At 71.2% G+C, this 22,889-nt stretch carries 22 protein-coding genes and 1 riboswitch; of the genes, 13 read left to right on the top strand and 9 right to left on the bottom strand.

Going from position 1 to position 22,889, the window contains the following annotated elements; all coding sequences use genetic code 11:
* Positions 1-13 precede the first annotated feature (13 nt).
* The 5 genes from ABT340_RS21530 to ABT340_RS21510 form a co-directional block, all read right to left on the bottom strand.
* On the bottom strand, positions 14-379 hold the full coding sequence (locus tag ABT340_RS21530; protein ID WP_352012567.1) for a DUF488 domain-containing protein: 366 nt from the start codon (positions 377-379) through the stop codon (positions 14-16).
* A gap of 270 nt (positions 380-649) precedes the next feature.
* Positions 650-3,499 carry an AfsR/SARP family transcriptional regulator gene (locus ABT340_RS21525; RefSeq protein WP_352012566.1) on the bottom strand — a complete coding sequence of 950 codons (2,850 nt, stop codon included), beginning with the start codon at positions 3,497-3,499 and terminating at the stop codon, positions 650-652.
* A gap of 122 nt (positions 3,500-3,621) precedes the next feature.
* On the bottom strand, positions 3,622-4,638 hold the full coding sequence (locus tag ABT340_RS21520) for an alpha/beta fold hydrolase (RefSeq protein ID WP_352012565.1): 1,017 nt from the start codon (positions 4,636-4,638) through the stop codon (positions 3,622-3,624).
* Between the two features lie 317 nt (positions 4,639-4,955).
* Complete coding sequence (locus ABT340_RS21515; protein WP_352012564.1) at positions 4,956-5,273, bottom strand: ubiquitin family protein; 318 nt, start codon at positions 5,271-5,273, stop codon at positions 4,956-4,958.
* A 67-nt stretch (positions 5,274-5,340) separates the two neighbouring features.
* Complete coding sequence (locus tag ABT340_RS21510; protein WP_352012563.1) at positions 5,341-6,462, bottom strand: globin domain-containing protein; 1,122 nt, start codon at positions 6,460-6,462, stop codon at positions 5,341-5,343.
* A 490-nt stretch (positions 6,463-6,952) separates the two neighbouring features.
* On the opposite strand from ABT340_RS21510, the gene ABT340_RS21505 reads away from it, so the two are divergent.
* The gene (locus tag ABT340_RS21505; protein WP_352012562.1) at positions 6,953-7,639 is read left to right on the top strand and encodes a gamma-glutamyl-gamma-aminobutyrate hydrolase family protein; all 687 of its coding nucleotides are present in this window, start codon (positions 6,953-6,955) and stop codon (positions 7,637-7,639) included.
* 15 nt (positions 7,640-7,654) lie between these two features.
* Here ABT340_RS21505 and ABT340_RS21500 read toward each other — a convergent pair whose 3' ends face one another.
* Positions 7,655-8,272 (bottom strand): class I SAM-dependent methyltransferase, encoded by a 618-nt coding sequence (locus tag ABT340_RS21500; protein WP_352012561.1) that lies wholly within the window; start codon positions 8,270-8,272, stop codon positions 7,655-7,657.
* Positions 8,273-8,533: 261 nt separating this feature from the next.
* On the opposite strand from ABT340_RS21500, the gene ABT340_RS21495 reads away from it, so the two are divergent.
* The 10 genes from ABT340_RS21495 to ABT340_RS21450 all read left to right on the top strand — a co-directional run bounded on the left by ABT340_RS21495 (position 8,534) and on the right by ABT340_RS21450 (position 19,837).
* Positions 8,534-8,953 (top strand): hypothetical protein, encoded by a 420-nt coding sequence (locus tag ABT340_RS21495; protein ID WP_352012560.1) that lies wholly within the window; start codon positions 8,534-8,536, stop codon positions 8,951-8,953.
* A gap of 391 nt (positions 8,954-9,344) precedes the next feature.
* Positions 9,345-9,779: a DoxX family protein gene (locus tag ABT340_RS21490; protein ID WP_352012559.1), complete on the top strand. Its 435-nt coding sequence runs from the start codon at positions 9,345-9,347 to the stop codon at positions 9,777-9,779.
* 262 nt (positions 9,780-10,041) lie between these two features.
* The gene (gene clsA / locus ABT340_RS21485; RefSeq protein WP_352012558.1) at positions 10,042-10,596 is read left to right on the top strand and encodes a cardiolipin synthase ClsA; all 555 of its coding nucleotides are present in this window, start codon (positions 10,042-10,044) and stop codon (positions 10,594-10,596) included.
* Between the two features lie 3 nt (positions 10,597-10,599).
* Positions 10,600-13,101, top strand: a complete 2,502-nt coding sequence (locus tag ABT340_RS21480; RefSeq protein ID WP_352012557.1) for a sugar phosphate nucleotidyltransferase — start codon at positions 10,600-10,602, stop codon at positions 13,099-13,101.
* 246 nt (positions 13,102-13,347) lie between these two features.
* Positions 13,348-13,860: a double zinc ribbon and FHA domain-containing protein gene (locus tag ABT340_RS21475; RefSeq protein WP_352012556.1), complete on the top strand. Its 513-nt coding sequence runs from the start codon at positions 13,348-13,350 to the stop codon at positions 13,858-13,860.
* 26 nt (positions 13,861-13,886) lie between these two features.
* Positions 13,887-14,537 carry a transcriptional regulator FtsR gene (ftsR, locus tag ABT340_RS21470; protein WP_352012555.1) on the top strand — a complete coding sequence of 217 codons (651 nt, stop codon included), beginning with the start codon at positions 13,887-13,889 and terminating at the stop codon, positions 14,535-14,537.
* 79 nt (positions 14,538-14,616) lie between these two features.
* Positions 14,617-15,087, top strand: coding sequence for a bifunctional nuclease family protein (locus ABT340_RS21465; protein ID WP_184713884.1), 471 nt, complete (start codon positions 14,617-14,619; stop codon positions 15,085-15,087).
* Positions 15,088-15,231: 144 nt separating this feature from the next.
* Positions 15,232-15,852 (top strand): MerR family transcriptional regulator, encoded by a 621-nt coding sequence (locus tag ABT340_RS21460; protein WP_184713883.1) that lies wholly within the window; start codon positions 15,232-15,234, stop codon positions 15,850-15,852.
* Positions 15,853-15,866: 14 nt separating this feature from the next.
* Positions 15,867-15,958, top strand: a riboswitch (glycine riboswitch).
* Between the two features lie 159 nt (positions 15,959-16,117).
* Complete coding sequence (gene gcvP / locus ABT340_RS21455; protein ID WP_352012554.1) at positions 16,118-18,973, top strand: aminomethyl-transferring glycine dehydrogenase; 2,856 nt, start codon at positions 16,118-16,120, stop codon at positions 18,971-18,973.
* Between the two features lie 81 nt (positions 18,974-19,054).
* A complete protein-coding gene (locus tag ABT340_RS21450; RefSeq protein ID WP_352012553.1) occupies positions 19,055-19,837 on the top strand; it encodes a YfgM family protein in 783 nt (260 codons plus the stop codon).
* 17 nt (positions 19,838-19,854) lie between these two features.
* Here the strand turns inward: ABT340_RS21450 and ABT340_RS21445 are convergent, their stop codons facing one another.
* Positions 19,855-20,235: a hypothetical protein gene (locus tag ABT340_RS21445; RefSeq protein WP_352012552.1), complete on the bottom strand. Its 381-nt coding sequence runs from the start codon at positions 20,233-20,235 to the stop codon at positions 19,855-19,857.
* Positions 20,236-20,317: 82 nt separating this feature from the next.
* Between ABT340_RS21445 and ABT340_RS21440 the strand changes: the two genes are divergently transcribed.
* On the top strand, positions 20,318-20,923 hold the full coding sequence (locus ABT340_RS21440; RefSeq protein ID WP_352012551.1) for an alpha/beta hydrolase family protein: 606 nt from the start codon (positions 20,318-20,320) through the stop codon (positions 20,921-20,923).
* A 12-nt stretch (positions 20,924-20,935) separates the two neighbouring features.
* Here the strand turns inward: ABT340_RS21440 and ABT340_RS21435 are convergent, their stop codons facing one another.
* A complete protein-coding gene (locus ABT340_RS21435; protein ID WP_352012550.1) occupies positions 20,936-21,127 on the bottom strand; it encodes a DUF5999 family protein in 192 nt (63 codons plus the stop codon).
* A 357-nt stretch (positions 21,128-21,484) separates the two neighbouring features.
* On the bottom strand, positions 21,485-22,090 hold the full coding sequence (locus ABT340_RS21430; protein WP_352012549.1) for a TetR/AcrR family transcriptional regulator C-terminal domain-containing protein: 606 nt from the start codon (positions 22,088-22,090) through the stop codon (positions 21,485-21,487).
* Positions 22,091-22,271: 181 nt separating this feature from the next.
* On the opposite strand from ABT340_RS21430, the gene ABT340_RS21425 reads away from it, so the two are divergent.
* A complete protein-coding gene (locus ABT340_RS21425) occupies positions 22,272-22,652 on the top strand; it encodes a hypothetical protein (RefSeq protein WP_352012548.1) in 381 nt (126 codons plus the stop codon).
* Positions 22,653-22,889 lie beyond the last annotated feature (237 nt).

The following is a 22,889-nucleotide window of genomic DNA, read 5'->3' as shown; positions in this document are numbered from 1 at the left end:
AGCAAGGCGAAGATCAGTGCGGGACCGTGGCGAGCAGGTGCCGCAGGTGGTCCCGCAGGACCACGGCGTTGTTGTGCTCGGTGTCCCGTGCCGAGTACAGCAGGGTGACCGGCCCCTTCCTGGCGGCGTCGAGCAACGGCCGTACGGCCTCCGGGTTGGCCTCGAGCTCCCGCAGGTAGCGGTCACGGAACTCGGCGAACCGCTCGGGGCGATGCCCGAACCATGTCCTCAGCTCCGGCGAGGGCGCGACGTCGCGTGTCCAGCCGTCGAGCCTGAGGTCCTCCTTGCGCACGCCCCTCGGCCACATCCCGTCCACGAGGAAGACCGCCCCCGTGGCGGGTTCGGGATCGTACGCCCTGCTGATCGTGATACTCCCCATCCTCCGGACCTACCCGTCGCCGGTGCCGTGAAGCCGTACGAGAGGTTATGAGGATTTTGTGAGGGATCTGCCAGAGGAGGTTCCTAGATTCGTCCTCGCCTCACCGAAACGCCTCACCGAGACAAGAAAGACGAGGACGAATGGACATGACCATGTGTGCCGTCACGCGGGGACCGTCGGACCCGGCGCGGACGTTCGCCGGGCGCGGGGGCGCCGGCCACGGGGACGCGGTGCGGGACGACGGCGTCCGCATCACCCGTGGCGTTCGCATCACCTGATCCGGGCCGGGGAGGGGCGGACGGGGGTGTGCGCCCCTCCCCGGTTCTCAGCCTCGGCCAGGCGCAGCCGTACGGCCGCCGCCCGGTCGTCGTCGAGCTCGGCGAAGATCTCCGCGGCCTCCCGCCAGTGCGCCCGCGCCGCCTCGTGGTCGCCGCAGTCGCGCAGGACCTCGCCGAGCAGGTCCAGGATCTCGGCCTCGTCCAGACGGTCGTCGAACTCCCGCATCACCCGCAGCGCCTGCGACAGCAGGACGCAGGCCTCCTCGTGCCGGCCGAGCCCGGCGTTGGCCGTGCCCAGCACGCGCAACGCCTCACCCACGCGATAACGGTCACCGAGCTCGGTGTAGCCGTCGAGCGCCGCCCGCGCGCCTGCCAGCGCCTCGTGATGGCGGCCGAGTTCGTTGTCGTTCCTGGCCAGGTCGTTGAGCGCCTCGGCCTCAAGACGCCGGTCACCGCTCAGTCTGGCGATCTCCAGCGCCCGGCCGTAGCACGACGCCGAGTCGGCGAACCTGCCGAGCCTGAAGTAGGTGGCGCCCATGTTGACCAGGACGTCCCCCTCAAGCCCCGGCTCCCCGATCCGCCGGGCCACCACCAGCGCCTCCTCGTAGTGCGCGACGGCCTCCTCCGGCCTGCCGAGCAGCGCGCTGACCCAGGCCAGGTGGTTGAGGGCGAACCCCTCCTCGTACGGTTCATCCGCCCGCCCGCTCGCCTCGGCCGCGACGCGGAAGACGGTGGCCCAGGCCTCTCCGGGCACGTGCAGGTCGAGGAAGGAGGCCAGCAGCCGGGGAATCCGCCAGGCGGCCTCGTGCCGGTCGAGCGACGCCGCGCGCCGGGCGGCGGCCATCAGGTTGGGCAGTTCCTCCTCGTACCAGTCGACCGCCTCCTCGGGACCGCCGAAGCTCGGCAGGCTGAGCCCGGGCGGAACCGGCCCGTGTCCCGAGTCCCACACGGCCGGCGGCAGGTGTTCGGCGGCGGCGCGGGCCGCGTGCAGGTACCAGTCGAGCACCCGGCCGAGCGCGGCCTCCCGCTCCCGCCGGTCCTCTCCCTCCCCGGCCCGTTCGGCGGCGTAGTCGCGCAGCAGGTCGTGGAAGTCGTACCGGCCGGGGAAACGGGACCTGAGCAGATGGTCGGCGGTGAGCCGGTCGAGCAGCGGGGTGACCTCCGCGAGGCCCGCGCCCATCAGCGCGGCCGCGGCCCCGGCGCTCACCTCGGGTCCGGGGTGCAGGCCGAGGAGCCGGAACAGCCGTGCCGCGTCCTCCTCAAGGGCGCCGTAGGTCCACGAGAAGACCGTGCGCAGGTCGGTGTGCCCGCCGTCCCCGGCGTCGAGCGCCGACAGCCGGGTCGCCTCGTCCCGCAGGTCGGCGACGAGCCTGCCGAGCGGCACGGCGGGGAAACGCGCCGCGCGCTCGGCGAAGATGCGCAGCGCCAGCGGGAGACGGGCGCACCGTTCGACGGCCTCCGCGACCGCCTCCGGCGCGGCGGCGACCCGGTCCCGGCCGAGGACCCCGGCCAGCAGTTCCGTCGCCTCCCGCTCGGACATCTGGTCGAGTACGACGCGCCGCGCGCCGTACTCGACGACGAGGCCGCGCAGCTGGTTGCGGCTGGTGACGACGACCACCCCGCCGGAACCGGGGATCAGCGGGCGGACCTGCTCGCTGCTGCCCGCGTTGTCGAGCATCAGGAGCGTCCGCCTGCCGCTCAGCAGCGTCCTGAACAGGGCGGAGCGCTCGTCGAGACCGGCGGGAATCCGGCCCGCCGGGGTGCCGAGGGCCCGGAGCAGCGTCTCCAGGGCCTTGGCAGGGTCGACGGGCGGTTCGGGTCCGTAACCGTGCAGGTCGAGGTAGAGCTGCCCGTCGGGGAAACGGTCGGAGATCCGGTGCGCCCAGTGGACGGCCAGCGCCGTCTTGCCGGACCCCGCGGTCCCCTGGAGGGAGACGATTCTCGGCCCCGTCGTGGGAACGTCCTTCCCGAGCAGCAGGTCGAGCGCGGCCAGCTCGGTCCTGCGGCCGGCGAAACCCGGCGTGTCGGGCCGCAGCTGCCGGGGGACGGGAACGGGAGCCTCCTCACGCGGCGCGGCTGCGGGTGCCCGCGGAGACCGGCCGGGCGACTCACCGGCCAGGATCGCCTGGTAGGCGGCGCGCAGCGAGGGGGCGGGATCGACACCGAGCTCCTCGGCCAGCAGCTCACGCAGTGAGTGGTAGGCCTGGATCGCCTCCGCGTGACGCCCGCAGCGGTGCAGCGCGAGCATCAGCAGCTCCCAGAACGGCTCCCGCAGCGGGTGGGCACGGGTCAGCTCGCGCAGCGGGGTGACCAGCTCGGCGTGCCCGCCGGTGCGCAGCCCGATCTCCAGGCGTTCCTCCTGCAGGCGCAGCCACTCCTCGGTGAGCGGCCCGACCTCCTGGTCGTGGAGCACGGCCGAGTCCACGTTGGACAGCGCCGGGCCCCGCCACAGCCCCGCCGCCTCGGACAACGCCCGCGAGGCCGCGGCCAGGTCGCCCGCGGCGGCGGACCGCCGCCCGCTCTCCGCCAGGGAGCGCAGCCGCAGCAGGTCCAGCGACCCGGCGTCGACCTCGGCCCGGTAACCGTCGGGAAGGGTGCGGATGACCTCACCGGGTTCCAGTTGCCGCCGCAGCCGGTTGACGTAGCTGTGCACGGTCGCCCTGGCCCTGGCGGGGTCGTCCGTCTCCTCCTCCCACAGCCAGGAGACAAGCCGGGAGACCGGGACGGTCTCACCGGGGCGCAGCAGCAGACCGGCCAGCACGACACGCAGCTTGTTGCCGCCGACCGGCACCTCCCGGCCCTGGGAGATTACGGTCAGCGGGCCGAGTACACGAAATCTCACACCATCACCTGTGACGCGGAACCGACGAGCCCGCCGTCCGGTCCTGGGACGGCGGAGGCGGCGCGCCACACGCTACCGCCGCTCGGCCCCACATGCCTCCTCGTACGGCGGAGGCGGGCGGCTCAGGCGTCCCGGGCGAGCAGTTCCTTGAGCGCGTCGTCGATGAAGGCGGTGTCCACCGGGTTGAGGCCGCCACCCGCGAAGTGCCCCCACGACCCCGGGATCACCCGCAGTTCGGCCGAGGGCATGTGGGAGACCTCCCACTCGTTGTCCTCCGGCGGGAAGTAGAGGTCCTGCCGGCCGGGCATGATGATCGCGGGCATCCTGATCGAGGACAGCGCCTGCTCGGTGCCGCCGGCCCCGGGGGTCTTGCCGATGTCGGCGTTCTGCCAGGTCCACAGCATCGTGAGCAGGTTGTTCGCGTCGCGTTTGACGAACAGCCCCTCCCAGAAGCCGACGAGGAAGTCCTCAAGCGAGCCGTAGTCGAACGGGTCCCGCTCGTAGGTCCTCTCCCGGTAGAACTGCTGGGAGAAGCCCCAGCCCGCGTAGACCCGCGCCAGCGCCCGCAGACCGGTCCAGGGCTCCTCGGTGTACCAGCCGTGCTTCCAGGCGGAGTCGGCGGTGAGCGCGGCCTTGACCCCCTCAAGGAAGACGATGTTGTGCAGGCTGGTCCTGGCCGAGCCGCAGAAGGGCAGGATGCGCCGCACCATCTCGGGATGGCTGACCGCCCACTGGTAGGTCTGGCCCGCTCCCATCGACCAGCCGGTGACCAGCGCGAGACGCTCGACGCCGAACACCTCGGTGACCAGGCGGTACTGCGCCTCGACGTTGTCGTACATCGTCACGTCGGGGAAGCGCGCCCTGTCGTGCGGCGGCGGGGTGTTGCTCGGCGACGACGACAGGCCGTTGCCGAACATGTTCGGGATGATGATGAAGTATCTCGACGGGTCCAGGGCCATGCCCTCGCCGATCAGCCACTCGTTGTCGTAGTGCTGGCCCGAGTACCACGTGGGGTAGACGATCGCGTTGCCCTTGTCGGCGTCGAGCTCGCCGTAGGTCTTGTAGGCGAGCTTCGCGCCGGGTAGCGTCGCGCCGTTCTGCAGCCGCACGTCCCCGAGCTCGAACACGTCGTAGTCCATCGTGGCCTCCCTCGCCGACCACCGGTCCCGGCCGTCCCAACCCCCTCATGGTAACCGGGACACTTCGGACAATCAGGAGGTAGGCAGGGATCTGACCTGCCCTTTCCTCCCGCCGTACCCGTCCCCGCGCCACAAGCCCGCGGCGCGGTCCGAGACCACCGGGGTCGCCACCCGTACCGGGCGCCGCGCGAGTCTTCCCTTCGTGGGGGTTCTCGGGGCGCGCGACGGCCGGGTGGCGCTCTGGCGGGAGTATCAGGACACCGCGGGCATCGCGCGGGCCCTCGGAGCGGGCTGACCCCGCGTGGGGAAGGGCGCGCTCAGCCCACCCGGGACAGGACGGGGAGCAGGTGGACCTCGGCGGCCGGAGGGAGGGCGCAGGCGAGCCCGCCGAGCCCCCTGGCGTTCTCGCCGCAGACGAACACGCTGATGTGACGGCGCATCCGCCCGTGGTCGTCGCGGAGCCTGCGCTCAAGCGACGGATGGGCACGGCAGAGCGTGTCGAGGGCGGCCCCCAGGGTGGGGCGGCCGCCGTCGCGGTCGGCGACCGCGAAGACGCGAAGCTCGACCATGTCGCCCGCCCAGCGCCCCAGGGCTGAGGGGAACACGAAGGTGACGAGTGTGGCGGACCTGGTCAACGTTCTTCCTTTCCGATGCGGCCTCATGCTGTCACGGCGCGGGACGCCGCGTCCCGCGCTCAGCCGGTCAGGTATGGCAGTGGGCGCCCCGGCGCCGTCCCTCCTGGGGACGGTCCCGGTGGATGTCCGCGGGCGGGACCCCACCGCGCTGGAGCCTGAGGATCGTCTCCTCGACCATGTCGTCGGGTCCGCAGACGTAGACCTCGTGCCCGGCCCACGGCCGCAGGCGGTCGACGACCTCGGGCAGCCGCCCCCGTTCACCGCCGTAGCGGGGCTCGTCGGAGACCACGGGCACCACTTCGAGCCTGGGCACGCGTGAGCGCATCCTCATCAGGTCGGGCAGGTCGTAGAGCTCGCGCGAGGTGCGGGCGCCGTACAGCAGGCGGACGCGGGGCGGGGTGGCGTCCGAGGTGATCACGTGTTCCACGATGGCCTTCAGCGGGGCCAGGCCGGTGCCCCCGGCGACGCACAGGATGTCACGTCCGCGCTCGGGCGGCGTCATCGTGCCGCCCGGCGCGCCGAGCGTCACCGTGTCCCCGATCCGGGTGTGCCCGACAAGGGCGGAGGAGACCCAGCCGCCGGGGACGGCCCTGACGTGCAGGCGGACGGTGTTGTCCCGCCTGGGCGCGTTGGCGATGGAGAACGGGCGCCACACCCGCGGCCAGCGCGCGGTCTGCACGTCGACGTGCTGGCCCGGCAGGTACGGCAGCGGCTCGCCGGGCCGCAGGGTTATCACCGCGATGTCCGGGGCGCGCAGTTCATGACCGATCACCTCGGCGGTCCACCAGGCGGGCGAGGTCCGGGCGTCCTCCTCGGCGGAGGTGATCATGATGTCGGCGGCGGCGGTGTAGGCGGCCAGCCACGCGGCCTCCATCTCGGGGCTCCACACCTCGGCGGCGAAGCGTCGCACCGTGGCCAGCAGGGCGTTGCCGAGCGTGGTGTAGTGCTCGGGGAGCACGCCGTACCTGCGGTGGCCCCGGCCGAGCTCGCCGAGGAACGACGACAGGCCGTCGAGGCTGTCGAGGCTCCACACGATCCTGGTCAGCGCGCCGAACAGGCGGTCGCGCTGGGTGTCCATCGCCGGGGGGAACATGGCCCGCATGTGCGGGTTCTCCGCGAACAGACGGCCGTAGAAATACGCGGCGGCCTTGTCCGCGACGGGTTCGATGACGGCGAAGCTTTCCTTCACGAGACGCGGATTCAAGGACATGGACGGAACCCACCCTAATTGACCGGATCGAATGTCCGATCACGCAGACCTACCTCCTGACGAATCCGGGTGATGAGCGTCCTGCGGCCCCGGCGCACCAGAGCGCTCGCATTTGAGTCTTCCATCACCATGTGAGGCTCACAACGTGTTCTCAGCAATATGGCGGGAATTCAAACTATCTGTAATTGCGAGACTATTTTTGGCGATCGTGCTATAGGAGTGACCTGGGTGGTCACAAATCGTATTTATCCGAACTTTGTTATTTATCCCTTGTGTGGGTGTTTGCCGTGTCGCCTGGTGCGGCCCGTCCCGTCCCTGCGTGGCGACGGCGCGGTGAGACGACACTGAGACCTTCAAAAGCGTGACATAACCGAAATAGGGTGCGCCATGATAGGGAAGTTGCTGAAGACGGGACGGGTGCCGCCCGGAACGGGGACGCCGCCGTCGCATGGCCCCCTTGGAGTTCCACATGCCCCGACCCCTGATCGGTGTCACCGCTTACCTTGAGGCCGCCCGCTGGGGCGACTGGGTCCGCGAGGCCGTCCTGTCACCCCCCTCCTACGTGCGCGCGATCGAGAAGGCGGGCGGGATCGCCGTACTGGTCCCGCCGACGAACCCGGCCGCGGCCGGCGACCACGTGCGGCGTCTGTCCGGGCTGGTCCTCGCGGGCGGTGGCGCGCTCGACCCCTCCCTGTACGGCGCGTCCCCCGAGGGCCGCGCGGGCGCGCCCCAGCCCCACCGTGACCGGTTCGAGCTCGCTCTCGCCCGCGCCGCCGTACGGGAGGGTCTGCCGTTGCTGGCCGTGGCCAGGGGCATGCACGTCCTCAACGTCGCCCAGGGCGGCTCGCTGATCCCGTGGCTCTCCGACGAGGTCGGTCACGACCGTCACTCCGCCGCGGGCCGGGAGCACCTGATCCAGATCAGCGTCTCAAGCGGCCTGGGCAAGGCGGTCGGCGACCACGCGGAGGTGACCGCGCCGCACCACCAGGCCGTCAAGAGGCTGGGCGAGGGGCTGCTCGCCGTCGCGTGGGCCGACGACCAGATCGTCGAGGGGGTCGAGCTTCAGGGGCACCCCTTCTGCGTCGGCGTCCAGTGGCATCCGGAGCGCGCCGGCGACAACCGGCTGTTCGAGGCGCTGGTCCAGGCGGCGCGCTGAGGTGCCCCCGAGGTGTCACAGGTCGCAGGCGCCTGCGGTGTCGAGGGTCCGGGGCCTGCGCACGTGGTAGACGAAGGCGGGGGGAAGGTTGCCCCAGACGGTCCTGCCGACGACGACCTCCTCGAAGGTCTCGTGCAGACGGCGCCGGAAGCGCTGCGCGGGCCGCATGCGCTTGGCGAAGCTGTAGGCGAAGGTCGTGAAGGCCGTGTGCGGGCTCATGGTGGCCACGACGGCGTCCAGCAGGCGCGTCTGGGTGTCGGCGGAGAAGGCCGCCCAGGGCAGGCCGCTGATGACGGCGTCGGCCTTCTCAAGACCGCGCTCACGCAGCATCTCGGGCAGCCGCGCCGCGTCGCCGACCACCACGTCCACCTTCGGGTGCCGCTCCGACAGGAACGAGGCCAGCGCGGGATTGATCTCCACGGCCAGGTGGTGCCCCCTGCCGTTCAGCCGCCGCTGGATCTCCGCGGTGAACGCCCCCGTCCCCGGGCCCAGCTCGACGATCACGGGATCGCCCCGCTGGGGGACCGGGGTGGTCACCGTCTCGGCCAGCCGCCGTGAGCTCGGCGCCACCGCCCCAACGGTTCCCGGGGAGCGTAGCCACTGCCCCAGAAAGAGCGTGGTGTCTTTGGTCATGCTGTGAAGGGTAGAGGCTGAAGCGGGCGGAATGGCCCCGTAATCCGATTGATTTTCCTTCCGCCATGAGGAGGAGAGGGCCGACCTACCTCAGGAGGAGAGGCGCGGGCGCCGTGAACGGGTTCCGTCCCGGCGCCGTCCCCGGAGCACGGCGAATCCGCCACGCGGCGGATCGGCGGGTACCCCTGGAGGCTGACGACCCGGCGGATCCGCGCGGCCACGATGTGTCCCTGAACAGTCATTGCAGGAAGGACACATCTCATGCAGGAGGGCATCACCCGGCCGCTCGCGGCACCGGAGCGCTCCGTCTCCGCGGGCCTGCTGTACGGCCTGCGCGTTCTGGTGACCGCGCAGGCCGTCGGTCTGATCGTCGCGGCCTCCTTCGCGGGCCAGGCCGTACAGGGCGGAGCCGATCTGGCCGAGACCCACGTCATGGTCGGGATGGTGGTGCACCTGATCGCACTGCTGCAGACCGTCGCGGCCGTGCTGTTCTGGCGGCCGGGCCGAGGCGCGGGATGGCCCGCGGCGGCCAGCGCGGGCCTGCTCCTGATCGGCATGGGGCAGCACTTCACCTGGAACCTGCTCGGCACACACGTGCCCAGCGGGCTCACCCTGTTCGGGCTGACCGTGGCCCTGCTCGTCTGGGTCTGGTCGCCCCGCGCCGCGGTCCGCGGCCGCTGAGGCGCGGCGCGGGCGGTCTCCCGGCCCGCGCGCCTCGCCCGACCCCCGGAACCTCGGAAGGCCCGGGACGCACGAGACGGATCCGTCTCGTGCGTCCCGGGCCTTCGCCGTGCCGCCAGGGCCGCCCGGAGACGAAGGTCGTTGACAACGACAGTTGCGAATAGTTGGATGTTATGTGGGTCAAGGAACATCCGTGGCCGGGTCCGTCACCCGCCGTCCTTGTCGCCCGTTCGGTGACGATCGAAGTGCTCGTGCTGTGAAAGCACAGTTCCGGCCCCATTTTTGGCGTTTGTGCAGCGCCGTACCATGCCCAAATAGTTCAACGTTCAACCAAACGTCGACCTGTGGGTGCCGGTTCATCAGTGAACTACATCGCAACAGGAGAAAAGTCATGCTGGAGAGAATCGGGCCTTACACCCTTTTGCTCGCCCGGGTCGTCATCGGCATCGTGTTCATCGCGCACGGCCTTCAGAAGCTCCTCAGCAGCGGGATCGACGAGGTCACGGCCGGGTTCACCCACCTCGGCATCCCCCTCGCCGCCGTGGCGGCCCCGGCCGTGGCGGGCAGCGAGGTCCTCTGCGGCCTCGCCTTCATCCTCGGCGCCGCCCTGCCTGTCGCGGGCGTCATCCTCGCCCTCAACATGGTCGGCGCCTACGTCTTCGTCCACGCGGGCAAGGGCTTCTTCTCGCAGCAGGGTGGGTTCGAGTACGTCCTGGTCCTGTTCGCCATCTGCCTGGCGATCGGGTTCAGCGGCGGCGGGGCGCTGGCCCTGGACAGGCTGTGGCGGCGTGACCGCTCCCCGGTCGCCGTGGGAGCCGCGAACTGAGCCGTTGCGGCGGACCGTGACCGGGTCCGCCGCATCCTCCCCGGGTGCGGGACGGGCGACACGCCCGGCCCGCGCCCGCGGCACACTCCCCCCACGACCTCGAAGAACCTTCACAGGGTTCCTGCCGAAGCTGTGAAGAGACCTGTGGTGCCCGTCACCTGCGGGATGCCGCGGCGAACGCAGTAGGGTCGGCTTCAGGTACGGGGAGGGAGACATTCGGGTGAATCCGGAAGCATCGGGTGCCGAAGACCGCATTTTGACGGTGCCCAACGCGCTGAGCCTGGCCCGGCTTGTCGGAGTCCCGGTCTTCCTGTGGCTGGTCCTCGGGCCGAAGGCCGACAGCTGGGCCGTGGCGCTGCTGATGCTGGCCGGCCTGTCCGACTGGCTCGACGGCAAGATCGCCCGCGCGTGGAACCAGACCAGCAGGCTCGGCCGCCTCCTCGACCCGCTGGCCGACCGCCTCTACATCCTGGCCACCCTCTTCGGCCTGGCCATGCGCGAGATCATCCCCTGGTGGCTGGCCCTGGCGATCCCGCTGCGCGACGTCATGCTGCTGGGCATCCCGCCCATCCTGCGCCGCCTGGGGTACGGCCCCGCGCTGCCCGTGCACTTCCTCGGCAAGGCCGCGACGGCCAACCTGCTCTACGCCTTCCCCCTGCTCTTCCTCGCCCACCACGACGCCTGGTACGCCGGGCCCGCCCGCATCGTCGGCTGGTCGCTCGCGATCTGGGGCACCGGACTGTACTGGTGGTCCGGGGCGCTCTACTGGGTACAGGTGCGTCAGCTCATACGCGGAGCCGGACGCATTAAGAGGTGATGTGTGAAGGCCGTCGTGATGGCGGGCGGGGAGGGGACTCGGCTGCGGCCGATGACCGCCAACCAGCCCAAGCCACTGCTACCCGTGATCAACCGGCCGATCATGGAACACGTGCTGCGCCTGCTGAGGCGGCACGGGTTCACCGAGACCGTGGTGACCGTGCAGTTCCTGGCGGCGCTGGTCCGCAACTACTTCGGTGACGGCGACGAGCTCGGCATGAGCCTGTACTACGCCACCGAGGACACCCCTCTCGGCACGGCGGGCAGCGTCAAGAACGCCGCGGACAAGCTCAGGGACGAGCCCTTCCTGGTCATCTCCGGCGACGCGCTGACCGACATGGACCTCACCGACATGATCCGCTTCCACCGGGAGAACGGCGCGTTGGTGACGATCGGGCTCAAACGCGTCCCCAACCCCCTGGAGTTCGGCATCGTCATCGTCGACGACCGGGGCAGGGTCGAGCGCTTCCTGGAGAAGCCGACCTGGGGCCAGGTCTTCTCCGACACCGTCAACACCGGCGTCTACGTGATGGAGCCCGAGGTCCTCGACGAGATCGCCGCGGGCGGGGTCGTCGACTGGTCCGCCGACGTCTTCCCCCGTCTGCTGGCGCGCGGCGCCCCGCTGTACGGCTACGTCGCCGACGGTTACTGGGAGGACGTCGGCACGCACGAGAGCTACCTCAGGGCACAGGCGGACGTGCTCTCCGGGCGGGTGAGGGTGGACATCGACGCCTTCGAGGTCTCCCCGGGCGTCTGGGTGGCCGAGGGGGCCTCGGTCGACGCCGACGCCGTGCTCAAGGGTCCCCTGTACGTCGGCGACTACGCCAAGGTCGAGGCGGGGGCCGAACTGCGCGAGTTCACCGTGCTCGGCAGCAACGTGGTGGTCAGGGAGGGCGCCTTCCTGCACCGCGCCGTCGTCCACGACAACGTCTACGTCGGCCCGAGCGCCCACCTGCGCGGCTGTGTCGTCGGCAAGAACACCGACCTGATGACCGGGGTCAGGATCGAGGAGGGCGCCGTCGTCGGCGACGAGTGCATCATCGAGGCCGAGGCGTACGTCTCCTCGGGCGTCAAGGTCTACCCCTTCAAGACCGTGGAGGCCGGGGCGGTCGTCAACACCAGCGTCATCTGGGAGCCCAGGGGCCAGCGCAGCCTGTTCGGCCCGCGCGGCGTCTCCGGCCTGGTCAACGTGGAGATCACCCCCGAACTGTGCGTACGGCTCGCCAGCGCCTACGCGACCACGCTGAGGAAGGGCGCCTCGGTCATCACCTCCCGGGACTCCTCCCGGGCGGCCAGGGCGCTGAAGCGGGCCGTGATCAGCGCGCTGACCGCCAGCGCGATCAACGTGCTCGACCTGGAGGCGGCCCCGCTGCCCGTCTCGCGCTTCCACACCGCCAGGGAGAACGCGGTCGGCGGGATCGCGTTGCGCACCACCCCGGGCGACCCGCAGAGCGTGGACATCGTCTTCATGGACGAGCACGGCGCCGACCTCTCCCAGGGCGCCCAGCGCAAACTGGAGCGGGTCTTCTCCCGCCAGGAGTTCCGCCGAGCCTTCCCCGGGGAGATCGCCGAGCTGAGCTTCCCGGCCAGGGCGATCGAGGACTACACCTACGAGCTGCTGCGCTGCGTGGACGTCACCGGGGTGCGCGACGCCGACCTGAAGGTCGTCGTCGACTGCGCGGGCGGCACGTCCTCACTGGTGCTGCCCAGCCTCCTGGGCAGGGTCGGCGTCGAGGTGCTCACCGTCAACAACCGCCTGGACGACGCCTCGCCGACCGAGACCCTCGCCGAGCGCCGCCGGGCCCTGCAACGCCTGTCCGAGCTGGTCGGCTCGGCCAGGGCGGCCTTCGGCGTGCGCTTCGACCCGGTGGGGGAGCGGATCGCGCTCGTCGACGAGACGGGCCAGCTGATCAGCGAGGAGCGCGCCCTGCTGGTCGTACTCGACCTGGTCGCCGCAGAGCGGCGTGGCGGCAGGGTGGCCCTGCCGGTCACCACGACCCGGGTGGCCGAGCAGGTCTGCCGCTTCCACGGCGTGCAGGTCGAGTGGACCTCGACCGCGCTGGACGCGCTGACCACCGCGGCCAGGGCGGAGGGCATGGTCTTCGCCGCGGACGGGCGGGGCGGCTTCGTGGTACCCGAGTTCGGCCCGACGGTCGACGGCCTGGCGGTGTTCCTGCGGCTGCTCGGCCTGGTCGCCAGGACCCGCCTTTCGCTCAGCCAGATCGACGCCAGGATCCCGCAGGCCCGGTTGCTGCGCCGTACGGTCCCCACGCCGTGGGCCGCCAAGGGCGTGGTGATGCGCTCGGTCATCGAGGCCGCCGAGCTGTACCGGATAGACACGACCGACGGGGTGCGCGTCGTGGCGCAGGACGGCAGCTGGGCGCTGGTGCTGCCGGACCCGGCCGAGGCGGTGACCCACCTGTGGGCGGAGGCGGGGGACGTCGACTCGGCGCAGAGCCTGATCGAGCACTGGGCCAGGGTCGTGGAGGGGGCGGCGGCGACCTGAGGCCTCCCCTGGGATCCCCGGTCCGGAGAGCGCGAAAACCCAGCGCGGCGGCATGGACCGGGGCGCCGCCCGGCGGTAACTTTGTCCTCGACCGAACCCGTCCTCGAGCGTCGGACTTGATCTTTCTCGCTATTCGGTGTATGTTGCGGCATTCGCAGTCTGAGCAAATACTTGAGAAGCGATGAAGCGAGGCGCGCGTACCGAGAACCGTTGCCGCGTCCTCGCGGTAGGAGGCCGAGCCGATCGATGCCGAGCGTCTACTGCACGCAGTGCGGTCATGCCAACCCTGAGGACGCCCGTTTCTGTTCACGATGCGGGTCGCCGCTGACCAGGTTCGACTCCCCGGGGGACAGTACGTCGACGATCTCCCTGTCCGGGATCGAGGCCTACGAGGCGGAGACGGGAGAGACGCTTCTCGCCGAGCGGCAGGCCGTCGAGCAACTGCCTCCGGGCGCCGCGCTGCTCGTCGCCATGCGTGGTCCCAACGCGGGCAGCCGCTTCCTGCTGGACAGCGACCTGACCACGGTCGGCCGTCACCCCGAGAGTGACATCTTCCTGGACGACATCACCGTCTCGCGGCGTCACGTCGAGTTCTACCGGCGCGGCGGAGGGGTGTTCACCGTCCGTGACGTCGGCAGCCTCAACGGCACCTACGTCAACCGCGAGCGGATCGAGGAGGTCCCGCTCTACGGCGGCGACGAGGTGCAGATCGGCAAGTTCCGCCTGGTCTTCCTCACCCGTGGCGCCGCTGGAGGATGATGAGCTCCCAGGCGGCTCGTTCGCACATGAGCATCGGGGAGGTGCTCGCCCTGTTGCAGGGCGAGTTCCCCGACGTCAGCATCTCCAAGATCCGTTTCCTGGAGGGCGAGGGGTTGATCGAGCCGGAGCGCAGTCCCTCCGGCTACCGGAAGTTCAGTTACGCCGACGTCGAGCGGCTGCGTTACATCCTCGGCGAGCAGCGCGACCGTTACCTGCCGCTGCGTGTGATCAAGGACCGGCTCGAGGCCGCGGACCGCGAGGACCGGCCGGTCACCCCTCCGCGGGCCCTTCCCGGCGAGGCGCCGCCGGAGGTTCGTCTCACCCGCAAGGAACTGCTCGCCGCCGCCGAGCTCGACGAGGAGACCCTCACCGAGCTTGAGGACTTCGGCCTGCTCGCCGCGGTCGCCCGCCACTACGACGCCGAGGCGCTGGCCGTGGCCCGCAGCGTGGGGGCACTGGCCGCCTTCGGGCTCAGGGCACGCCACCTGCGGGTCGTCAAGGCCGCGGCCGAGCGGGAGGCCACCCTCGTCGAACAGGCCATCGCGCCGTTGCTTCGCCGCCGAGGCCCGGGGGCCATCGACCGGGCCGACGAGACCGCCAAGGAGATTTCTGGTCTTCTGCTGGAATTGCACGCCTCGCTCCTGCGTTCCGCCGTGCGTGGGGGCTTGGGCCGGTGAGAACCTGACCAGGCACTCGTCCCCTCACGAGTGTTACGTTGAACAAACCGGTCATAATCCAGCGAAGACGGAGCAGCCCGTGTTGCAGATGGAGGTCGTGGGCGTTCGGGTTGAGATGCCCTCAAACCAGCCTATTGTCCTGCTGAAGGAGGCACATGGGGAGCGGTACCTGCCGATCTGGATCGGCATGACCGAGGCGACGGCGATCGCGATGGCCCAGGCCGAAGAGCCGCCACCCCGGCCACTCACCCATGACCTCTTCCGCGACGTGCTCGACGCGCTCGGCGTCCGGCTGAGCACCGTGAACATCGTCGCACTCCGTGATGGGATCTTCTTCGCCGATCTCGTGTTCTCCAACGGGGTCGAGGTGAGCGCCCGTCCTTCGGACTCCATAGCCCTGGCGTTGCGTACGGGAGCCCGTATCTTCGCCAGTGAGGACATCGTCAGGGAGGCGGGGGTGATCATTCCCGACGACCAGGAGGACGAGGTGGAGAAGTTCAGGGAGTTCCTTGACACGATCACGCCCGAGGACTTCGGTCGCGCGGGGTAGGTATTTCGGTGCATTTACGCTTCACGACGCGCCGGGGAGGGTCGTTGACTGATCTTGGCCCCAGTCCTACGGTGCAAGTGAAACCCGCGGCTGTGCGCAAACCCCCAGATCAGGCCGCGGGATGAGAGAAAGCCGGAGGTCCGCGTGGCGGTCAGCAGCGGCGAGGGTAGAAACGCCGACCAGGATGACCCGGAACGGCGCGGGGAGGCACGTCAGCGTGCGGGCGAAGAGGGCCTGCTGTTCGACGGGCAGCCGGTGAAACTGCCCGCCGACATCGGATACCGCGGTCCCACCGCCTGTGCCGCGGCCGACATCACCTATCGGCAGCTGGACTACTGGGCGCGCACCGGTCTGGTCGAGCCCACGGTCAGGGCCGCTCACGGTTCGGGTTCCCAGCGCCTGTACGGCTTCCGCGACATCCTGGTGCTCAAGGTCGTCAAACGGCTGCTCGACACGGGTGTGTCCCTCCAGCAGATCCGCATCGCCGTCCAGCACCTGCGCGACCGCGGCGTCAACGACCTGGCCCAGATCACCCTCATGAGCGACGGGGTGAGCGTGTACGAGTGCACCTCACCCGACGAGGTCATCGACCTGCTCCAGGGAGGGCAGGGTGTCTTCGGCATAGCCCTCGGCCGCGTCTGGCAGGAGGTGGAGGGCTCCCTGGCCGACCTGCCCGGAGAGCGCGCGGAGTCCGGCCAGAGCCCTTTAGGCGATCACCACGCGGATGAGCTGGCCCGTCGTCGCCGGGCTCGCCGCACCGGGTAAGGTTGTCTCGCTGCTGACTCTGCGCGGGAGAGACCCCGGCATGATCGGGGCGCCGAAGGAGCAACCTCCCCGGAATCTCTCAGGCACCCGGTACCGCGTGGGCGAGGCGACTCTGGAAAGCAGGCACGCCCGCCAGGCGCGTCTCACCGACGGGGAAAGCCTTCCACGCACCGGAAGGTGAAACTCTCAGGTCGCGATGACAGAGGGGGAGATCCGGCATACGCCCGCGCCCAGCGCCGGTCTCCAACGTCTCGGGAGGCTTCCCATGACCGACCTGTCACCGCTCAGCGAGCTGACCCCCCCGCCGTTCGCCACCCGTCACATCGGGCCCGCGGACGCCGACCAGACCCGCATGCTCGAGGCGGTCGGATTCGCCTCGACCGCCGACCTGGTCGCGGTGGCCGTCCCCGAGGCCATCAGGGCGAAGGACAGGCTCAACCTCCCGCCCGCCGCGAGCGAGACGGAGGCCATCGCCGAGCTGCGCGCCCTCGCCGGGCGTAACACCGTGCTCACCTCGATGATCGGCCTGGGCTACCACGACACGATCACCCCGGCGGTCATCCGCCGCAACCTCCTGGAGAACCCCGGCTGGTACACCGCCTACACGCCCTACCAGCCCGAGATCTCCCAGGGGCGCCTTGAGGCCCTGCTCAACTTCCAGACGGTCGTCTCCGACCTGACCGGTCTCGACGTGGCGGGCGCCTCCCTGCTGGACGAGGCCACCGCCGCCGCCGAGGCGATGACGCTGGCCCGCAGGGCGGTGCGCGGCTCCTCGAACGTGTTCGTCGTCGACGCCGGCTCGCTGCCGCAGACCAAGGCCGTGCTGCGCACCAGGGCCGAGCCGCTCGGCATCGAGCTGGTCGAGAGCGACTTCACCGAGGCCCTTCCCGACTGTTTCGGCGTGCTCGTGCAGTACCCCGGGGCCGACGGCGAGATCAGGGACTTCCGCGCCGTCGCCGAGGCCGCCCACGCGCGCGGCGCCCAGGTGGTGGCCGCCGCCGACCTGCTGGCCCTGACCCTGCTGGCCGCCCCCGGCGAGCTCGGCGCCGACATCGCGATCGGCTCCTCGCAGCGCTTCGGCGTCCCGCTGGGCTTCGGCGGCCCGCACGCCGCCTACATGGCCGTCCGCGACGGCCTGCAGCGGCAGATGCCCGGCCGCCTGGTCGGCGTCTCCCAGGCCGCCGACGGCCGCCCCGCCTACCGCCTGGCGCTGCAGACCCGTGAGCAGCACATCCGCAGGGAGAAGGCGACCAGCAACATCTGCACCGCGCAGGTGCTGCTCGCGGTCATCGCGGGCATGTACGCCGTCTACCACGGCCCCGAGGGCCTTCGCAGGATCGCCAGGCGCGTCCACCGGCACGCCGTCGTGCTGGCCGCGGGCCTGCGCCACGGAGGCGTCGAGGTCGTCCACGACGCCTTCTTCGACACCGTGCTCGCCCGGGTGCCCGGCCGCGCCGCCCGGATCGTGGCCGCGGCCCGCGACAACGGCGTCAACCTGCGCCTGGTCGACGCCGACCACGTCGGTGTCACCTGCGACGAGCGGACCGAGCAGCTCCACCTGGAGCAGGTCCTGGCCGCCTTCGAGGTCAGCGGCGCCGTACTGACCGACCTGGACGCCGCGGCGCACGACGCGCTGCCCGAGGGGCTGGCGCGCACCGGCGACTACCTGACCCACCCGGTCTTCCACAGCCACAGGTCGGAGACGGCCATGCTGCGCTACCTGCGCAGGCTCCAGGACAAGGACGTCGCGCTCGACCGGTCGATGATCCCCCTCGGCTCGTGCACCATGAAGCTCAACGCGACCACCGAGATGGAGCCGATCACCTGGCCCGAGTTCGCCGGGCTGCACCCCTACGCCCCCGCGGAGCAGGCCGAGGGCTACACGGAGCTGGTGCGGGAGCTTGAGGGCTGGCTGGCCGAGGTCACCGGCTACGACGCGGTCTCCATCCAGCCGAACGCGGGCTCCCAGGGTGAGTTCGCCGGGCTGCTGGCGATCCGCGCCTACCACCACGCCCGCGGCGAGGCCCATCGCGACGTCTGCCTGATCCCCTCCTCCGCGCACGGCACCAACGCCGCCAGCGCGGTCATGGCCGGTATGCGGGTCGTCGTGGTCGCCTGCGACGACAACGGCAACGTGGACCTCGCCGACCTCGACGCCAAGCTCGGCAAGCACCGCGACCGGCTCGCCGCGATCATGGTGACCTACCCCTCGACGCACGGCGTCTACGAGGAGACCATCACCCAGATCTGCGAGCGGGTGCACGAGGCGGGCGGCCAGGTCTACGTCGACGGCGCCAACCTCAACGCCCTGGTCGGCCTGGCCAAGCCGGGCGAGTTCGGGGCGGACGTCTCCCACCTGAACCTGCACAAGACCTTCTGCATCCCGCACGGCGGCGGCGGCCCCGGCGTCGGCCCCGTCGCGGTCCGCGCCCACCTCGCCGGCTACCTGCCCGGTCACCCGCTGCGCGACGACTCGCCGGTCGGTCCCGTCTCCGCCGCGCCGTACGGTTCGGCGGGCATCCTGCCCATCTCCTGGGCCTACGTCAGGATGATGGGCGCAGACGGGCTCAAGGCGGCCACCGAGCAGGCCATCCTGTCGGCCAACTACCTGGCCCGCAGGCTCGCCCCGTACTACCCCGTCCTCTACACCGGCCGGGGCGGCCTGGTCGCCCACGAGTGCATCGTGGACCTGCGCCAGATCACCAAGGAGACCGGTGTGACCGTGGACGACGTGGCCAAGCGCCTGGTCGACTACGGCTTCCACGCTCCCACCATGTCCTTCCCGGTGGCCGGTACGCTGATGATCGAGCCGACCGAGAGCGAGGACCTGGCCGAGCTCGACCGGTTCTGCGAGGCGATGATCGCGATCAGGGGGGAGATCGAGAAGGTCGCCTCCGGCGCCTACGACAAGACCGACAACCCGCTGCGCAACGCCCCGCACACGGCCGCCTGCCTGCTGGCCGACGACTGGGAGCACGCCTACTCGCGGGCCGAGGCGGCCTACCCGCTGCCGTCGGTGCGCGAGGCCAAGTACTGGTCGCCGGTCCGCCGGATCGACCAGGCGTACGGCGACCGCAATCTGGTGTGCGCCTGCCCTCCGCTTGAGGCCTACGAGGACTGATTCGCACCGTTAAGATCCACCTCGTGGACAGGGCTCCGGGCCACCGGGCCCGGGGCGATTCCTTACCCGGAGGGACCCTGCATGCCAGAGGTGGACACCCGACCGCTGGAGACCGCGCGGCAGCTGGCCGAGGACGGTGACCTGGACGGCGCCGCGGTGATTCTCGCGGAGCTGGCCGCGGACCCCGAGGGGCCCGACCGCGCGCAGGCGGCGGTCGGGCTGGCGGTGGTGCTCGAGGAGCGGGGGGACGCGGCCGACGCCAGGGCGGCGGCCCGTGCCGCGCTGGCCACCGGCCATCCCGAGTTCGCCGGGCAGGCCGCCTGCCTGCTCGCCAGGAGCTTCGAGCGCGACGACCTGCCCGACCAGGCGCGGGCGGCCTGGCAGGCCGCGCTGGGCACCGGGAACGCCGCCTGCGCTCCGCTGGCGCACATGGGCCTGGCCAGGCTCGCCGTGGGCCCCGTGGAGGCGGAGGAGGCCCTGAGGGCCGCGCTGGCGACCGGAGAGCCGGAGATCTCCTCCCTCGCCGCCCAGCGGCTGGCCGAGATCCTCCTTGAGGAGGGGGAGGCGGCCGAGGCGGCGGGAGTGCTCGTCGAGGCGCTGTCCGTGCCGGACGTCGTGGAGACGGCGAGGCTGCGGGTGCTGCTCGGCATCGCCCATCTCGAACTGGCCTGCGCCGAGCTCACCGGGGCGGTGGAGGAGGGCGGCGACACCGAGACCGGGGCGCTGGCCATCGAGCTGCTGGCCCGTACGCTGCCGCTCAGAGGGCGTGACGAGGACGCCGAGCGGGTGTGGCGTTACGGCCTGGACAGCGCGGACGAGGAACTGGCCGAGGAGGTCAGGCTGCGACGCAACCGGGACGCCTGAGTCTCCGGCCCCGCTCTTCAGTCGCGGTGGCGCAGCCCGCCGAGGGCGTGGGCGATGTTGATCACCACGATGCCGCCCCAGGCGACCAGGATCCCCACGGTCCCGCCCTCGGCGGCGACGGCGGTCAGCGGGATGGCCAGCCCCAGCGAGCCGAGCGCGATCGGGACGGTGCCGTTCCCCTTGCGCCGCGGCGCGGGGGGAGGACCCTGGGGGTGCGGATAATGCTGCTGGGGGTGATAACCCGTGGCCTGCAGCTCCGCCCGCACCCTGGCGGCGATCGTCGAGTCGAGGCGTTCGACGAAGGACTCGACGAGCGCGGCCTCGTACTCGGGGCCGAGGTCACGGCGGGCCCCGATGGTCGCCCGTACGTCCTGTCGGATATCGTGATGATCCTGCACCCTGAGATTGTCCGCCCTGCCGCAGGCCCGGACATCAGCCGTTAGGACTAGATCGGTGTCCATCCGGAGTACTGCCTCGTCCGTGGAGATCGGCACCGTTCACGGCCCGGCCGTGGCCGAGATCGACGAGGTGGCCGATCCACGTTTCCTGCTGGTGCTCACCCACGGCTCGGCCGGGGGAGTGGACGCACCCGACCTGCTGGCCGTACGGGACGCGGTGACGCCGATCGGCGGAGTGGTCGCCCGGGTGCTCCAGCCGTTCAGGATGCGAGGGGCCAGGGCTCCCGGATCGGCGGCCAGGCAGGACGAGGCCTGGCTGGAACTGGTCGCCGGGCTTCGCGGGCTCCGGCCCGGTCTGCCGCTGGTGCAGGGCGGGCGGAGCAACGGGGCCAGGGTCGCCTGCCGTACGGCCTCGCAGGCGGGGGCGACGGCGGTGGTCGCGCTGGCCTTCCCCCTGCATCCTCCCGGTAAGCCGGAGAGGTCGCGCGCGCAGGAACTGCGCGCGGCGGGGGTCGACGTGCTGGCGGTCAGCGGTGACCGTGACCCGTTTGGGGTCCCCGAGGCGGCGGACACCTCGCGCCTGGTGGTGCTGCCCGGTGAGGGGCACGATCTCAAAAGGCATCCCGGCAGGGTGGGCGAGGTGGTCGCGCACTGGCTCGGCGCGAGGATGCGCGCCGCCGCGGAGTGATCGGTCAGGCGATCAGGCGACGCCGGCCAGGGGCCGGTGCGGCTCGATGACCCCGCCGTCGGGCAGGATCTCACCGGTGTCGTCGAACAGCACCACACCGTTGCAGAGCAGGCTCCAGCCCTGCTCGGGGTGGGCGACCATCGTACGGGCGGCTTCGCGGTCCAGCGCCTCGGCGGGCGGACAGGACGGCTGGTGCGGGCACATCGGCGTGCCTCCGGATCTCTATCGTCGGCTCGCTGGATCGACATCGGACAGCGGGTGGACACCGTGTCCCCGATGGGAATCCGTTCCCATCGCGTGACGGGTGACGAGCATCTGGTGTGGACATGTGGGTCGTGCGTGCCTCGAACGGGGTGAGGTCCGCACGTTGGTCAAACTCAAGTGTGCGATCTGGATCTCGCCCCGGGACATAGCCCGTTAGGACTGTTTGCGAACTCTGGAGAGTGGTCCTTCAGGGCTCTTCCGGAGGTGTGACCTATAGCACAGGATGCCTCATAGCGGACATCTGGCCAAGCGAAACGCGCCATCTGGCAGGTAAAAAAGGATCGGCCTCGCGTTTCTTTACCGTTCAGTCTCCGTTCGCTTTCCGTTGAGTCCCGCCAGCAGGGCGTTCAGCCCGTGCTCGAAGTCGGTGTCGGCCGCCGCGGAGCCTCCGCCGGCCGACGGGGGACGCCACGGTTCGGCGCCGTCCGCCGGGGAGTCGGCCCATCCGGAGCGCTGTACCTCGACCGCGACCGCGCCGAAGACGTAGGCCCGCAGCGTCCGTACCGCCTGCGCCGCGTCGGGCAGCCCGGCGTCGGCGAGCTGCTCGGTCTGCTCCATGAGGGCGATCGCCGCGCGGCCCTTCGGGGGCTTGGTCAGCGCCAGCGCCAGCACCCCGGGATGCTCCCTGAGCGCGTCCCTGCTCGCCCTGCACCACGCCCTCGCGCTGTCCTGCCAGGTGCTCGCAGGCTCGGCGTGGACGGCCGTGACGTGCTCGGCCAGGGCGTCCATGAGGGCGTCCTTGCCGCGCGGCAGATGGTGGTAGATGGCCATGGCCTCGACCTGGAGCGCGTCGCCCAGGCGCCGCATCGTCAGCCGCCGGAGCCCCTGGCTGTCGGCGATGTGCAGGGCGGCCTCGATGATGCGTTCCCTGGAGAGCGGGACGGGTGGTCGTTTGGCGGGCATGGGCCGCATCCTGCCATCGGTGACCTTACTGTGTAAAGGGCGCCGCGCCGTGCCGTCCGGGGTGGGCCGGTCCCTGAGTGGGTGGTCCGGGGGCCGACGGCGTAGGCTACAGCCGTGATCCGCCGGGAGGTTCCCGGCGACGGGCGAGAGAGGGCAGACGATGGCGTTTTTCCGACCGGGCGTGAGCCGGGAGGCGGAGGTCCGTCACCACGCCGACCAGGAGGTCGGGAAGAGCTTCCCCGAGTTCCTTGAGAGGGCGCGCACGGCCGAGGCCGAACTGCGCCGGGTGCAGGCGGCCGGGGCGTCCCCGGAGGAGCTCAGGGCCGCCGGGCTGGTCTTCGACGCGGCGCTGACCGAGGCGCTGCGCGCGGCCGAGGCGGGCCAGCGGGCGACCTTCGGGCCCAAGGCCTACGACGACAGGATCCGCCGCCGCAAGGGCAGGGCGACCCCCAAGGGTGCGGAATGGACCGCCGAGGTCAACCGGCTGCGCACCCTGCGCGAGGAGAACCGGCTGACCGGCATCGCCCGCGTCCCGCGGCCGGTGACCACCGTCGTCCGCTGACTCCTCGTGTGAACGGCCTGCCGGGTCGTTCGCACACCAGGCGGCTCCGGGATACCGGGGCCGCCTTTCTCGTGCCCGGATGCCTCGACGTGCCCGGGCGGCCGGTGGTCGCTCCCGGCGTCGCCTCCGAGGCACCCCTCTCGCCGCGCCGTGCCCGTCGCCGCGTGCGATGACGGGCGCCGCCCTCAGGCCGACTGGGCCCGGATCAAATGGACATCGTGTCCGCTTGTCGCTATG

This window comes from Streptosporangium sp. NPDC000239, from assembly GCF_040300765.1.
Lineage (GTDB): Bacteria > Actinomycetota > Actinomycetes > Streptosporangiales > Streptosporangiaceae > Streptosporangium.
The sequence above is the reverse complement of the archived record's forward strand: the minus strand, read 5'-3'. Positions and strand labels throughout refer to the sequence as shown.

Excerpts from the sequence above, each read along its gene's own strand:
- ABT340_RS21450 (WP_352012553.1), top strand. The coding sequence starts at position 19,055 with ATGCCAGAGGTGGACACCCGACCGCTGGAGACCGCGCGGCAGCTGGCC.
- ABT340_RS21495 (WP_352012560.1), top strand. The coding sequence starts at position 8,534 with ATGCAGGAGGGCATCACCCGGCCGCTCGCGGCACCGGAGCGCTCCGTC.
- ABT340_RS21490 (WP_352012559.1), top strand. The coding sequence starts at position 9,345 with ATGCTGGAGAGAATCGGGCCTTACACCCTTTTGCTCGCCCGGGTCGTC.
- ABT340_RS21505 (WP_352012562.1), top strand. The coding sequence starts at position 6,953 with ATGCCCCGACCCCTGATCGGTGTCACCGCTTACCTTGAGGCCGCCCGC.
- ABT340_RS21520 (WP_352012565.1), bottom strand. The coding sequence starts at position 4,638 with ATGGACTACGACGTGTTCGAGCTCGGGGACGTGCGGCTGCAGAACGGC.
- ABT340_RS21530 (WP_352012567.1), bottom strand. The coding sequence starts at position 379 with ATGGGGAGTATCACGATCAGCAGGGCGTACGATCCCGAACCCGCCACG.
- ABT340_RS21475 (WP_352012556.1), top strand. The coding sequence starts at position 13,348 with ATGCCGAGCGTCTACTGCACGCAGTGCGGTCATGCCAACCCTGAGGAC.
- ABT340_RS21430 (WP_352012549.1), bottom strand. The coding sequence starts at position 22,090 with ATGCCCGCCAAACGACCACCCGTCCCGCTCTCCAGGGAACGCATCATC.
- ABT340_RS21435 (WP_352012550.1), bottom strand. The coding sequence starts at position 21,127 with ATGTGCCCGCACCAGCCGTCCTGTCCGCCCGCCGAGGCGCTGGACCGC.
- gcvP (WP_352012554.1), top strand. The coding sequence starts at position 16,118 with ATGACCGACCTGTCACCGCTCAGCGAGCTGACCCCCCCGCCGTTCGCC.
- ftsR (WP_352012555.1), top strand. The coding sequence starts at position 13,887 with ATGAGCATCGGGGAGGTGCTCGCCCTGTTGCAGGGCGAGTTCCCCGAC.
- ABT340_RS21500 (WP_352012561.1), bottom strand. The coding sequence starts at position 8,272 with ATGACCAAAGACACCACGCTCTTTCTGGGGCAGTGGCTACGCTCCCCG.